We start from the raw sequence: 13,371 nt of genomic DNA, 5'->3' as shown, positions 1-13,371 counted from the left end.
TGCCCCAGCTAACCGGACGCCGCACCGCGATTTAGCCCACCCTTACTTCATCACGAGGATCCCGGTCTCGCGGAAGGTGGCCAGGTCGGCCAGCGCCTCGTCGATGACGAACGATTTCTGGCCGGGCAGCGCGTCCAGCGGGAAGAAGCCGGCGTCCACGCTCTCCTCGGTCTCGCGCAGCAGCTCACCCTCCCACGAGTGCACCACGAACGTCATGAGCACCTGCTGGTACGTGTGCTCGTACTCGTTCGTGTAGGTGTAGGCCGTGTAGAACGCATACGGCGTGAGGGACGTGGCACGCAGGCCGGTCTCCTCCCACAGCTCGCGGACGGCGCACTCCTCCATGCTCTCGCCGAGCTCCATCGCACCGGCCGGGATCGCCCAGCGGTGATTGTCGGACCGCTGGATCAGCAGCAGCCGGCCCTGCTCGTCGAACACCACCGTGCGGGCGCCGACGAAGAAGATCGTGTCGGTGTCGCCGATGCTGGCGCGCACCTTGCCGAGGTAAGAATCCGCCCATGCAACTCCCATGGGAGAAGATTAGTCACGCCGACTTCTTGGTGGCCTTCCGCGGCGTGGTGGTTTTCCGTGGTGCTGACGCGCGGGGCGCCCGGGCCGCCTTTTTCGCTGGTGGGGGCGCGTCGTCCGTACCCTCGCCGCGGGCTTTCTTGGCTCTTTCGACCGAGGCCTTGAGCGCTGCCATCAGGTCGACGGCGGCGGCCGGCGCCTCCTCGGCCTCCTCCGGCTGGACCACCTCGCGCCCCTCGATCTTGGCGTCGATGACCTCCTGCAACGCGGCCCGGTAGTTGTCGGTGAACTCGTCGGGCTTGAAGCTGCCGGCCATCGAGTCGATCAGCGAAGCGGCCATCGCGAGTTCGGCCGGGCGGGTCTCGATGTCGTCGTCGAGGAAGCCGAATTCGGGGGTACGGACCTCGTCCGGCCACATCATCGTGTTGAGGACCAGCACGTCGTCACGGACCCGGAGGGTAGCGAGCTGCTCGCGCTGCCGGATCGCGATCTTGACGATGGCCACGCGCTCGGCGTCCCGGAGGGCGTCGCGCAGGAGCACGTAGGGTTTCGCGGCCTGGCCCTCGGGTTCCAGATAGTAGGCCTTCGCGAAGAGGATCGGGTCGATCTGCTCAGCGGGGACGAATTCGAGCACGTCGATAGCCCGGGAGGTGCTCAGTGGCAGGTCGGCGAAATCCTCATCAGTCAAGATCACCATTTCCCCGCCACCGACGTCGTAGCCCTTGGCGATGTCGTCATAGCTGACCACCTCGCCGTCCACCGAGCACGTGCGCTGGTACTTGATACGGCCCCCGTCGGTGCGATGCACCTGGTGGAAGCGGATGTCCTTCTCCTCGGTCGCCGAATAGAGCTTGACCGCGATCGACACCAGACCGAATGAGACAGCGCCCTTCCAGATCGCTCGCATGTCCTCAGAATGGCATCACTGGGACGCCTGCGTAAGGTGAATGCTTTTGCCTATGGTGATCGGGTGGCCGGATCACCGCTCACCCCGATGCTCGCGACAGCGGGCGGGTTGCCGGTGGGCCCGGACTGGAGCTACGAGTTCAAGTGGGACGGCGTCCGCGTCCTGGCGCTGTTCGGTGACGGCCCGCCCGCGCTCTACGCCCGCTCCGGTGCCGTGGTCACCGCCGCCTATCCGGAGATCGCCGACCTGCACCTGCCGGAGGGCACTCTCCTGGACGGCGAGATGGTGGTCTTCGACGCGGACGGCCGGCCCTCGTTCACCGCGCTGGCCGAGCGGATGCACGTCCGCGACAAGAGCAAGGCGGCGCGGCTGGCGGCGGCACTTCCGGTCACCTACCTGATCTTCGACCTGCTCTACCTCGACGGCATGGACTACACCGGCCTGCCCTACCTTGCCCGGCGCGAGCGCCTGGAGGAACTCGACCTGGCCGGGCCACGCTGGATGGTGCCGCCGTCCTTCGGTGACGGGCCGGCCACCGAGGCCGCCGCTCGCGAGAACCGGCTCGAAGGCGTCATGGCCAAACGATCCGATTCGGTCTACCTGCCCGGCCTCCGATCGCCGGACTGGGTCAAGGTCAAGTTTGATCGGACCGGCGACTACGTCATCGGCGGCTGGCGGCCCGGCGCACGCAAACTCGGCGGCCTCCTGGTCGGCGTGCCGACACCGGACGGTCTGGCCTTCCGGGGCCGGGTCGGCGGCGGCATCGGGGCGGCGGCCGAACGTGACCTGCTCTCGCGGCTGGCGCCGCTCGCGACCGACGATTCGCCGTTCGCTCCCGGTGCGGTGCCGCGCGAGGACGCCAAGGGCACCCATTGGGTACGGCCGGAGCTCGTGGCCGAGATCCGCTATGGCAACCAGACACCCGACCGTCGCCTGCGCTTCCCCCGCTTCCTGCGGCTGCGCGACGACAAGAAGCCCTCGGAGTGTGCCGACGATGCCCCGTGACCGTATCCCGGTGACCATCGAGGGCCGTGAGCTCGAACTCTCCAACCTGGACAAGGTCATGTATCCGGCGGCCGGCTTCACCAAGGGCGAGGTGATCGACTACTACACGCGGATCTCGCCGGTCCTGTTGCCGCACCTGCGGGACCGGGCGGTCACCCGGATCCGCTATCCCAACGGCGTCGACGAGGCGCATTTCTTCGAGAAGAACAAACCGGGGGGTACGCCGTCCTGGGTCCGCCTGGAGACGATGCCGGTGCCCGGTTCCACCAAGAGCCGGGAGACCATCGACTTCGTGGTCGTCGACGAGCTGCCCACCCTCGTCTGGCTGGCCAACCTCGCCGCGATCGAGCTGCACACCCCGCAGTGGCGGATCGGCGCCGACCCGGACATGCTGGTCGTCGACCTGGATCCGGGTGCGCCGGCCGGGCTGACCGAGTGCTGCGCGGTGGCGGTGCTGATGCGGGACCGCCTGGCCGCCTCCGGGATCGCGGCCTATCCGAAGACCTCGGGCAAGAAGGGGATGCAACTGTGCTGCCCGATCTCCGGCACACAGTCCGCCGAGGTCGTCGCCGCCTTCGCGCACGCGGTCGCCGAGGAGCTGGCCGCCATGGTGCCCGGGTCGATCACCGCGAAGATGGCCAAGCAGCTGCGACCGGGGAAGATCTTCATCGACTGGAGCCAGAACAGCGCGGCGAAGACGACGGTCACGCCGTATTCCCTGCGCGCGGGCTCGTCGCCGGCCGTCTCGGCCCCGTTGACCTGGGACGAGGTCGTCGCCATGGCCACCGGCGAGACACCGGCCCGCCAGCTCGGGCCGGCCGAGGTCTTGGACCGGGTCGCCACCCACGGCGATCTGCTCGCCGACCTGTTGCGGCCAGGCCCTAGGGTGCCCGATCAGGACACTTCTCATCGGGGGACATCGCGGTGACGGCGCCGATGTCATCGTGGTCGAAGCAAACGGCAGGTCCCGTCCGTTCCGCGCCGATACCGCCGTCGAGATCCGCGCGTGGCGCGCTGACACCAGCTCCTCGGGAAACGGCCCGGCTCCTGGTGAGCCGGGCCGTTTTCCTTTTCCGGAAGTGCTGTGTATAACTGTTCTAGAACTCAGTTCTAGAACAGTGGAGGTGTGGCATGACCGAGATCGCGTTGCCGCGGCCGGCCGCCAGTGTCATGAGCGATCCCGGGGCGCTCGGGCGGTTCGGGGAGTACGGCGGGCGCTACGTGCCCGAGTCGCTCGTCCCGGCCTGCGCGGCTCTGGAGGAGGCGTTCCGGGAGGCGTGGGCCGATCCGCGGTTCCGGCGCGACCTGGACCGGCTGCTCGCCGTGCATGCGGGCCGGCCCACCGCGCTCACCCCGGCCTGGCGGCTCTCCGCTGAGCTGGGCGTGAACGTGCTGCTCAAGCGTGAGGACCTGGCGCACACCGGCTCACACAAGATCAACAATGTGCTGGGACAGGCGCTGCTCGCCCGGCGGATGGGCAAGACCAGGCTCCTCGCCGAGACCGGCGCCGGACAGCACGGTGTTGCCACCGCCACGGCCGCCGCGCTCCTCGGGCTCGAAGCGACCGTCTACATGGGTGAGGTCGACATCGAGCGGCAGGCCCTCAACGTCTTCCGGATGAAGATGCTCGGGGCCGAGGTCGTCCCCGTCACCAGCGGCACCCGCACACTCAAGGACTCCACGAGTGAGGCCCTCCGGCAGTGGGTGACCTGCGTCGACGAGGCGCACTACTGCCTCGGATCGGTGATGGGGCCGCATCCGTACCCCTGGATGGTCCGTGAATTTCAAAGGGTCATCGGCGACGAGGCCCGGCAGCAGTGCGCGGCCGAGCTCAGCACCGGGATCCCCGACTACGTGGTCGCCTGCGTCGGTGGCGGGTCGAACGCGGCCGGCACGTTCGCCGGATTCGTCGACACTCCGGCCCAGCTGGTCGGCGTCGAGGCGGAGGGAGGTGCGGCCGTCGCGTTCGGGCAGGTCGGTGTGCTGCACGGGTTCCGGTCCTACCTCATGCAGGATGAGTTCGGGCAGGTCACCGAGGCGCACTCGATCGCCGCGGGGCTCGACTATCCGGGTATCGGACCGGAGCACGCGCACCTCAAGGACAGTGGGCGGGCGCGGTATGTCACGGTTCGCGACGAGGAGATCGTTCCGGCTGTGCACCGGCTCGCCCGTACCGAAGGAATTCTTCCCGCCCTTGAATCCGCACACGCCATCGCGTGGGTGATCCGTGCCGCCGAATCCGGCGAACTGCCGCCGTGGTCGACGGTGCTGGTGACGCTCTCCGGCCGCGGCGACAAGGACATGGCGACCCTGATGGAGGCGTCATGACCACGCTGGTCCGCACCGGACGACCGCTGCTGGTGCCCTACGTGACCGGCGGCATCCGGCCGGATTGGACCGACTACCTGCACGAATACGCCCGCAACGGTGCCGACGCCATCGAGATCGGGCTGCCGTTCTCCGATCCGATCCTGGACGGGCCGACCATCCAGGAGGCGTCCGACGCCGCCCTGCGCCGTGGGGTGACGGTCCGGAGCATCCTCGACGAGGTCGCCGCGATCGACGCCGGTGTCCCGCTGATCGCGATGACCTACTACAACCTCGTCGTGCACCGCGACGCCTCGACGTTCTGCCGTGACCTGGCCGCCGCCGGGATCCACGGACTGATCGTCCCGGACGTGCCGGTCGACGAGTCCGCCCCGCTCGCCGCCGCTGCCGCCTCCGCCGGGGTCGACCTGACGCTGCTGGCGGCACCGACCACACCGGCCGGCCGGCTCGCCGAGATCGCGGCGGTGTCCCGGGGATTCGTCTACGCGGTCTCGACGATGGGCACCACCGGCTCCGCCTTCGCCGCGTCGGGTGGCCGGCTGGCCGCCGAGCTACGGCCGCTCACCGACCTGCCGGTGCTGCTCGCCTTCGGTATCGCCAGCCACGCCGACGCGGTGACCGCGAGACGGTCCTCCGACGGCGTGGTGATCGGGGCCGCGCTGATGCGGCGCATCCTCGACGGCGGCACTCCGGCAGAACTCGGCGCGGTGCTGGCCGGGTTCCGCCGGGCCCTCGACGACGATGGGCCAGACTGTGTCCCGTGAAAGTTCCCGCATACCGGCGTATCGCAGCGGACCTGGCCGACAAGATCAGGGCGGGGGAGTACCGGCCGGGTGACGCGCTGCCGGCCCAGCGGGAGCTCAGCGCCGGTTACGGGGTCACGCTGATGACCCTGCGACAGGCGTTGCAGCAGCTCCGTGAGGACGGGTTGATCGTCCAGCAGGCCGGGCGGGGGACGTTCGTGGCGCCGGTGCAGGCCGCCTACCGGGTCGACACGCTGCGCAGTTTCGTCGAGGACCTGCGCGAGCAGGGGCATCAGGTCACCACCGAGGTCGTCTCGGCCTCCGCCGGCCCGGAGTTCCGGCTGGAGCGGCTGCGGGTCCTCGACGGGCGGCCGGTGATCCACCAGACGTCGCGGGTCCCGTCGCCGTGGGCGGCCGCTCTGGTCGGCGAGGACTTCCGGCGGATTTCGCTCTACGCGGCGCTGGCCGAGGCCGGGGTGACGATCGTGCGGGCCTCGGAGCGGATCGTTCCGGGGCTGCTCGCCGAGCCGATCGCGGGGTTGCTGCGGCGTCCGGCCGGGGAGCCGGTGTTCGTCAGCGAGCGGACGACCTATGCGATGGACGAGCAGCCGGTGGTCGTCGACCGTGCGGTGATCCTCGGCGATCTCATGGAGATCCGGGCCGAGCGGGCAGCCACCCGCCTGTCCCTGCAATGGGGGACGGTACGGGACCGTCCAAACGGTTGATCGACGCCGATGATCACTACCCGTAGGCTGCCGGAGCAGCCATTTCACGGGGAGCTTCCACAATGGGCATACGAAGCCTCGCTGTCGTCACAGCGCTTTCCACCTCACTGATCCTCACCTCCGCTCTGCCCGCGGCGGCCGCCGCACCGGCGATCGTCTCGACCGGACTGACTCCCGGTCAGGTCCTCGGCATCGAGACGACCATCTATCCCCAGTTCGCCGGCGAGACCTACGGCCTGGATCGGCTCGACGTGCTGATCGACGGCGTCGTCGTGGGTACCCGGACCAGCGCCGAAGGCAATGTCGCGCTCCGCGGTGTCACGTTCAAAGCACCGGTCGCCCACGACGGCAAAGAGGTGCAGCTGGTGGTCCGCGCCACCGACTTCGTGGGCGCGACCAGCGAAGCGGCCACCTCGGTCGTCATCGACACCACGCCGCCGGTCCTGGCCGACTTCGGCCCGGCGGCGGGCACCCTCCTGCCCGGCCAGGTCACCTTCACACCGACCGGGCTCTCCAGCGACGTCGCCTCGGTGGAGCTCCTGCCGCCGACCGCCTACGGCTCACAATGGCCGGCCAGCAAGGCGACCGCCGCCCCCTGGGCCCTCACCTGGGACAACAGGGGTAGTCACAACACCACTGTGACGGTCTCGATCAGGGTCACCGACCGGGCCGGCAACCAGAACCAGTACAACCGGGAATACCGGATCGACAACAAGGGCCCGTACATCAGCCTGGACTACTTCCCCGAGGTGGGTACCGGACCGAGCCGGCTCAGCGCCTGGGTGACCGACGACAACGGGGTCGATCGCCTCGAATGGTGGATCGACGGCGCGGTCCGGTCCACCGCCGAGACCTTCGACTACGACTTCGGCAAACGTGACCGCACCGTCCCCGTGCTGCTCAAGGCCTGGGACACGCTGGGCAACCTGGGCACCGCGGAGGTCGACGTCAAGGTCGACGCGACCGCGCCGGCCGTCACCGTGCTGACGCCGGGGAGCTACGTCCGGCAGCGGGGGATCATCAGCCGGGCCCGGGTGTCCGACGCCAGCGGTGTCGCCTACGTCGGCATGCGAGGCGGAAGTAAGGCCCGTGTGGTGAACGGCGCGTTCGAGTCGCGGATCAGCCTCGCCGAGGGCAAGCGGGAACTGGTCTGGGAGGCGATCGACACCAACGGGAACATGCGCGTCGTCCGCCGGACCGTCATCGTCGACGTCACCGCGCCGGCCCTCAAGGTGACAAAGGCTCCGAAGAACAAGGCCAAGGTCAAGGGCACCGTCAAGGTCACCGCCTCGTCGACCGACCGGTTCGGCGTCGCCCGGGTCGAGCTGCTGATCAACGGCAAGGTGGTCGCGACCGACTACAAGGCCGGCTACGCCTTCTCGATCAACACCAAGAAGTACGGCAAGAAGTTCAAGGTCCAGCTGCGCGCCTACGACCGGGCCGGCAACTCGCGGGTCACCGCGGCCCGCACCTGGTACCGCTGAGCAAGGGACCACACGTGAACTACTCGCTCATCGAACTGCGCCACCCGCCGATGTCGTTCTTCGGCCTCAGCTCGCCCAAGGTCTTCCTCGACGGGATCGAGCAGCCGGCCCGCGGCTGGGGTCAGCGGTGGCTCGCGATGACACCGGGCCCGCACCGCATCGACGTGTACGTGCCGTACATCCTGCCGCTTCGCGCCGGTAAGGCGACCCTCGAGCTGACGGTCCCCGAGTCCGGGGTGTCACTGGAGTACATGGCCCCGACCGTCTCGTTCGCCGCCGGGTCGATCGGCGCACCCGGCCAGCAGAAGTCCACCGGCTTCAGCACCGTCATGGTGCTCAACGTGCTGGCCATCGTCCTGCTGGTCGGTGTCGTGCTCGCCAACCTGTTCAGCTGACCGCGACGGGCCGGGTCCCCGAGGACCCGGCCCGTCGGCGCGTCCGCGTCTGATCAGTCGATCCGGGGGAGGGGCGGGCCGAGAACGTCGTCCGCGTCGATGATCTTGTAGGCGTACCCCTGCTCGGCCAGGAATCTCTGACGGTGCGCCGCATACTCCGTGTCGATCGTGTCGCGGGAGACCACCGTGTAGAAGTGCGCCTGCCGCCCGTCACCCTTAGGCCGCAGCACCCGGCCGAGACGCTGCGCCTCCTCCTGCCGCGACCCGAACGTGCCGGACACCTGGATGGCCACCGCCGCCTCCGGCAGGTCGATCGAGAAGTTACCGACCTTCGACAGCACCAGAGTCCGCAGTGAACCGTCGCGGAACGCGTCGAACAACCGCTCCCGCTCCTTGTTGGTGGTCGACCCCTGCACGATCGGCGCGTCCAGGAACTCGCCCAGCTCGTGCAACTGGTCCAGGAAACCGCCGATCACCAGCACCTGCTCGCCCGGGTGGCGGTTGACCAGGGCTTTCACGACGGGCAATTTGGTACGCGCGGTCGCCGCCGCCCGATAGCGCTCCTCGGCCTCGGTCACCGCGTACGACATCCGCTCGGCATCGGTCAGCGTGACCCGGACCTCGACACACTCGGCCGGCGCGATCCAGCCCTGCGCCTCGATGTCCTTCCACGGCGCGTCGTAGCGTTTCGGCCCGATCAGCGAGAACACGTCACCCTCACGGCCGTCCTCGCGGACCAGGGTCGCGGTGAGACCGAGCCGCCGGCGCGCCTGCAGGTCGGCGGTGAACCGGAAGATCGGCGCCGGCAGCAGGTGCACCTCGTCGTAGATGACCAGGCCCCAGTCACGGGCGCCGAACAGGTCGAGATGCGTGAACGTGCCACCGCGCCGGGACGTCAGCACCTGATAGGTCGCGATGGTGACCGGGCGGATCTCCTTGCGCTCCCCGCTGTACTCCCCGATCTCCTCCTCGGTCAGCGTGGTCCGGGCCAGCAGCTCCCGTTTCCACTGCCGGCCGGCGACCGTGTTGGTGACCAGGATCAACGTGGTCGCCTTGGCAGTCGCCATCGCCGCCGCGCCGACGAGGGTCTTGCCCGCCCCGCACGGCAGCACGACGACCCCGGAGCCACCCGCCCAGAAACCATCGACAGCCTCCTGCTGGTACGACCGGAGCGTCCACCCGTCCTCAGCGAGGCCGATCTCGTGCGCCTCACCGTCGACGTAACCGGCCAGGTCCTCGGCCGGCCAGCCCAGCTTGAGCAGCGCCTGCTTGAGCCGCCCGCGCTCCGAACCGTGCACCGCGATGGTCTCGTCGTCGAGGCGGGCGCCGAGCATGCCGGCCAGCTTCTTCGATTTCGCCACCTCGATCAGCACGATCTTGTCGAGACCGCGCAGGACCAACCCGTGCACCGGATCGTTCAGCAGCTGCAGGCGCCCGTAGCGGTCCATCGTCTCGGCGACGTCCACCAGCAGCGCATGCGGCACCGGATAACGCGAGAACTTGATCAGCGAATCGACCACGCTCTCCGCGTCGTGGCCCGCCGCCCTGCTGTTCCACAACCCGAGTGGGGTCAGCCGATAGGTGTGCACATGCTCCGGCGATCGCTCCAGCTCCGCGAACGGTGCGATCGCCATCCGGCACGCCTGAGCGTCCGGGTGGTCCACCTCCAGGAGCAGGGTCTTGTCCGACTGCACGATCAGTGGTCCGCCACTCACGCGTACACCCTCCGAAGGTCGAAAAAGACGACCCTCAAGTGTGCCACGAAATTCGTTTACAACCTTTCGCCCCGCTCGCGCGTCGGTACTTACGGCCGGGTCGTGCGTCAACGGGGGCGCGCGACCCGGCAAAGACCCTCTACCCCTCAGCGGCGAGCGCGTCGAGCTCATCCAGGGAATCGAATGCCGCGCGCTTGGCGGCGACGGGCAGTGCTTGGCTGACGAGCGCCTCAGCGATCAGTTTCGCCCGTTTCTCGTCGACCCCGCGGTGCACCAGAAGCTGCACAGCGTCGTCGTGTGTGCCCTCCAGGCGACCTTCGACGACGCCCTCGGCGTGGCCTTCGGCGTGAAGCGCATCCGCCCACGTCAGGTCATTGTTGTTGTCGATGGACATGCCGGCCTCCCTCAAGGCTTCCTCGATATCTTCTCGTTTCATCACGATGGCGGCAAAGGCCAGCGTGGTTCTGGTGAGGTCCCGGTAGAGGGACTTCGAGTCGACCGATGTCGCTGCTCGTAGGATTTCGATGAGTCGTGCCTCCCGTTCCTTGTGGTCGAGGGTGCCTGCGAGCATCGCCCACGGCGCTGTCAACGGTTGGGTGAGTGCTCTCGCCGGATCGAGATCCCGGACGTAATGCGTTTCGAAGGCGTAAACGAGATCGGGTGGCTCGTCGATGCGACTGGGTGATCTGCCCTCACCGAGAACGATGACGTGCTGCTGGATGCGTTTGCCCGCGCAGGCGGGCTCGACCCGGAGCAGACCTCGATAGATGAGCATCCGGTCCGCCATGCGGGGATCGGCTCGACGCTGAAACTCGAGATGGAGCACCTGGTCGTCTCCGGACAGGACCAGATCGGCGTTTCGCCGGTCGGCGTGGACCTCGGCGAGATTGAGCTCGGTGGCTTCGACCTTGGCCTCGATCGGGACAGTGATCCCGAAGACCTTTCCGAACAGGGCTGGATCGGTGTTGACGAGGCGTTTGGTGACGACGTCGTACTGATTGACTGCAGGCGCGATGGCACTGCCCTCCCCTGAAAGCGGGCGACTAGCTGATCAGAGCCTATAGTCTCTGTTCAGCTAGTCGCAAGCCACCTAGACGGGAGACTACTCCTCGGTCACCGCCGCGGTGATGCGGTGCAGGGCGAAGGTGTGCAGGCTCTCGCCCCGTTCGTCCTCGGCTCGTAGGTAACCGGCGGACAGCGAGACCGGGCGGACCAGGCGGGACAACGTGGCGCCGTGTGAGTCGACGTAACCGACCCACACCCGGGCCTTGTCGCGGACCGCCTGCTGGAGCACCGCCATCGCCTGGGTGTGCTGCTGGACCGCGGTGAGGCCGGGGACGGCCTGGCCATGGGCGGCACGGACGGTGACGGGCGCGCGCCGGGCGGCCCGGGTCGCGATGTCGCCGCGGCGCAGCTGCTCGACGACCCCGGCGAGACGCGGGCCGGTGAGGACCGGGCCGGACGGTTCGGTGACCCGGGGGGTGCGTGACGGGGCCCGCCGGGCTTTCGGCCTGGTCAGGACGGTGGCACCGCCGGCGTCCTCAGCGACGGGGGCGTAACCGTTCTCGCGGAGGGCGCCGAGCAGCCGGGCCACCGGGCGCGGGCTGACCAGCACGGTCGGCGCGATCGATCGGAGGTCGAGGCTGGTCAGGCGCCGGTCGGCGACGACCTCGGCGAGCAGGGCCTCGTCGTCGCTGCGCAGGTAGGAGCCGGCCGAGCCGCTTCGCAGGCCGCCGTGCCGCCGGGCGGCGTCGTCGATCAGATAGGTCAGCGTCTGCGGCACCGGGGTGCGGGACCGGCGCCGGAACAGCGCATGCAGGTCGGCGGCCTGGTAGCCGACGTCGAGGGCACGCCGCACGCTGGCCGGGGTGACCCGGAAGACACTGGCGCCGCCGGCCGACTCCGGCTCGGCCAGGACGTCGAGCTCGGTGGCGAGCTCGGGCTCGGGCGGACCGGGCACGATCACGGTCAGGTCGGCCTGGACCAGGATGTGGTCGACCGGCGCGGGCAGCAGCTGGTCGAGGGCGCGCACGGCGTCGGCGTGGGCATCCTCCGGATGCACCCCCAGCGGGTCACCGTCGTCCGGTCCGGTGTCGGTCAAGAGCAATCGGGCGTACGACGTGAGCGCCCCCAGCCCGGTGATCCCGAGGAGGGCCGCCCCGGTGTAGGCGTCCCGATGTGCCGTCTCCCGGCCGCGGGAGCGCCGTGGCGCCTGCCAGGCGAGCAATGCCAGCAGGTCGTCGGGAGCGGGCGCGGCGCCGGCGTCGAGCTCCGCCAGGGCGGCCAGCGCCTCCCGCCGGGCCTGGGGCGCACCGGCCCGCTCGGCGTCGGGGGCGAGGGCGTTGATCGGCCGGTCGCGCTCGTCGCGGCGGCCCACGAGTCCGGGCTGCCGGGACATGGTGAGCCAGGCACGGGCCAGGGCGGCCCATCGGTGGGCGATGCCGGTCGCGCGCCACAGGTCGTACGCCCCGGTGGGTAGGAAGGTGTCCTGGTTCTGACCGTTCTCGGACTCGCCGAGCAGGCCCGCCGCATAGGTGATCTCGACGAGCAGCGCGGCACCGGCCTCGTCGACGCCGGCGGCCTTGGCCAGCCGTTTGAGGTCGCGGACGCCGAGCCCGCCGGCGCGCAGCACCGGCGCCGGCTCGGCGGCGAGTGATTCGAGCACCGCCTCGGCGGCCCGGACCGCCTCCATGGTCTGGCCGGCGCCGGCCGAGTCGGCGGACTGCTGGGTGCGTGCCGGGCCGCCGGGCCGGGGCGCGGCCGGGCGCAGCTCGCCGAGCGGGCCGGTGTCGCGGCGCAGCAGCATGCCGATCTCGCGGGGCAGCTCGACCAGCTCGCCGTCGGGGCGTGGGGCGCGGCCGGCCTCCGAGACGGGGACCAGCACGTGCTGGTCGACGAGCCACCGGACGGGCTCGGCGACGGCGTCGCGGGTGAGGGCGCCGATCGGGGGACCGGCGGCGAGCCGGTCGAGGACCGCGCGGGCGCCGGGCGGTGCGGCGAGCACGGTGCGGCGCAGCTTGGCGCGGTCGGCGACGAGGGCGGCGGCCTGCGGGTCGAGGAAGTCGGCGGGGCGGCCGAGGCCGGCCGGGTACGGCGAGGTGACCTCGTCGACGGCACCGACGACCTGCAGCCCGTCCTCCGGCCCGTGCAGCAGGAACCGCACGCGCAGCCGGTCGATCGCGAGCCGGACCTCGTCCTCCGGGACCCCGGTGGCGAGCTCGAGGATGGCGCCGACCGAGGTCAGCGCGGTGTCGGCGGCCCGGGTGAGGCGGGCCGCGTCCAGAACGACGAGGGTGAACTCGTCGAGGCCGTCCAGGCAGCGGGCGACCGAGTTGCGGGACTGTGCGCGCACGGCGAGGGCCGAGATGTCAGCCGGCACCGGGATGACGAGATCCGGGCGCAGTTGTATGAGCGCGCCCAGAGCCTCGTCGGGGAGCGACCGGAGTTGATCGGCGAATGTGGTGGCCATCGTCTTCAACGCTAACGTTCATGGGACGATGTTGTGGGTCCGGGCGTGGCCGGACCCAGACTCGAGGAGGAC

At 69.8% G+C, this 13,371-nt stretch carries 13 protein-coding genes; 8 read left to right on the top strand and 5 right to left on the bottom strand.

Translation table 11 applies throughout. From position 1 onward, the window contains the following. Positions 1–42: 42 nt before the first annotated feature. Together ACFO0C_RS02510 and ku are read right to left on the bottom strand one after the other, a co-directional pair. On the bottom strand, positions 43–531 hold the full coding sequence (locus tag ACFO0C_RS02510) for an NUDIX domain-containing protein (protein ID WP_378064826.1): 489 nt from the start codon (positions 529–531) through the stop codon (positions 43–45). Positions 532–544: 13 nt separating this feature from the next. After that, positions 545–1,435, bottom strand: coding sequence for a non-homologous end joining protein Ku (ku, locus tag ACFO0C_RS02505; protein ID WP_378064825.1), 891 nt, complete (start codon positions 1,433–1,435; stop codon positions 545–547). Between the two features lie 63 nt (positions 1,436–1,498). On the opposite strand from ku, the gene ligD (ACFO0C_RS02500) reads away from it, so the two are divergent. From ligD (ACFO0C_RS02500) to ACFO0C_RS02470, 7 genes are all read left to right on the top strand, one after another. Next, the gene (gene ligD, locus ACFO0C_RS02500; RefSeq protein WP_378064824.1) at positions 1,499–2,440 is read left to right on the top strand and encodes a non-homologous end-joining DNA ligase; all 942 of its coding nucleotides are present in this window, start codon (positions 1,499–1,501) and stop codon (positions 2,438–2,440) included. Then, positions 2,430–3,368 carry a non-homologous end-joining DNA ligase gene (gene ligD, locus ACFO0C_RS02495; RefSeq protein WP_378064823.1) on the top strand — a complete coding sequence of 313 codons (939 nt, stop codon included), beginning with the start codon at positions 2,430–2,432 and terminating at the stop codon, positions 3,366–3,368. Before ligD (ACFO0C_RS02500) ends, ligD (ACFO0C_RS02495) begins: the two co-directional genes overlap by 11 nt. A gap of 203 nt (positions 3,369–3,571) precedes the next feature. After that, positions 3,572–4,768 carry a tryptophan synthase subunit beta gene (gene trpB, locus ACFO0C_RS02490; RefSeq protein WP_378064821.1) on the top strand — a complete coding sequence of 399 codons (1,197 nt, stop codon included), beginning with the start codon at positions 3,572–3,574 and terminating at the stop codon, positions 4,766–4,768. Then, positions 4,765–5,532, top strand: coding sequence for a tryptophan synthase subunit alpha (gene trpA / locus ACFO0C_RS02485; protein ID WP_378064820.1), 768 nt, complete (start codon positions 4,765–4,767; stop codon positions 5,530–5,532). The genes trpB and trpA overlap by 4 nt, the downstream gene beginning before the upstream one ends. Continuing rightward, a complete protein-coding gene (locus ACFO0C_RS02480; protein ID WP_378064819.1) occupies positions 5,529–6,236 on the top strand; it encodes a GntR family transcriptional regulator in 708 nt (235 codons plus the stop codon). Before trpA ends, ACFO0C_RS02480 begins: the two co-directional genes overlap by 4 nt. Before the next feature lie 62 nt (positions 6,237–6,298). Beyond that, positions 6,299–7,720 (top strand): Ig-like domain-containing protein, encoded by a 1,422-nt coding sequence (locus ACFO0C_RS02475; protein WP_378064818.1) that lies wholly within the window; start codon positions 6,299–6,301, stop codon positions 7,718–7,720. 14 nt (positions 7,721–7,734) lie between these two features. Next, positions 7,735–8,115 carry a hypothetical protein gene (locus ACFO0C_RS02470; protein WP_378064817.1) on the top strand — a complete coding sequence of 127 codons (381 nt, stop codon included), beginning with the start codon at positions 7,735–7,737 and terminating at the stop codon, positions 8,113–8,115. A 53-nt stretch (positions 8,116–8,168) separates the two neighbouring features. Here ACFO0C_RS02470 and ACFO0C_RS02465 read toward each other — a convergent pair whose 3' ends face one another. Both ACFO0C_RS02465 and ACFO0C_RS02460 read right to left on the bottom strand, forming a co-directional pair. Further along, positions 8,169–9,830: a DNA repair helicase XPB gene (locus ACFO0C_RS02465; protein WP_378064816.1), complete on the bottom strand. Its 1,662-nt coding sequence runs from the start codon at positions 9,828–9,830 to the stop codon at positions 8,169–8,171. A gap of 139 nt (positions 9,831–9,969) precedes the next feature. After that, the gene (locus tag ACFO0C_RS02460) at positions 9,970–10,401 is read right to left on the bottom strand and encodes a hypothetical protein (protein ID WP_378064815.1); all 432 of its coding nucleotides are present in this window, start codon (positions 10,399–10,401) and stop codon (positions 9,970–9,972) included. A gap of 138 nt (positions 10,402–10,539) precedes the next feature. On the opposite strand from ACFO0C_RS02460, the gene ACFO0C_RS02455 reads away from it, so the two are divergent. Further along, a complete protein-coding gene (locus ACFO0C_RS02455; protein WP_378064814.1) occupies positions 10,540–10,863 on the top strand; it encodes a hypothetical protein in 324 nt (107 codons plus the stop codon). Between the two features lie 69 nt (positions 10,864–10,932). On the opposite strand, the gene ACFO0C_RS02450 is transcribed toward ACFO0C_RS02455, so the two are convergent. After that, positions 10,933–13,299, bottom strand: coding sequence for a helicase-associated domain-containing protein (locus ACFO0C_RS02450; protein ID WP_378064813.1), 2,367 nt, complete (start codon positions 13,297–13,299; stop codon positions 10,933–10,935). Positions 13,300–13,371 lie beyond the last annotated feature (72 nt).

This window comes from Actinoplanes subglobosus (assembly GCF_042650585.1).
Classification (GTDB): Bacteria; Actinomycetota; Actinomycetes; order Mycobacteriales; family Micromonosporaceae; genus Actinoplanes; species Actinoplanes subglobosus.
Note: the sequence above shows the minus strand (reverse complement) of the source record. Positions and strands in the feature narration are given on the sequence as shown.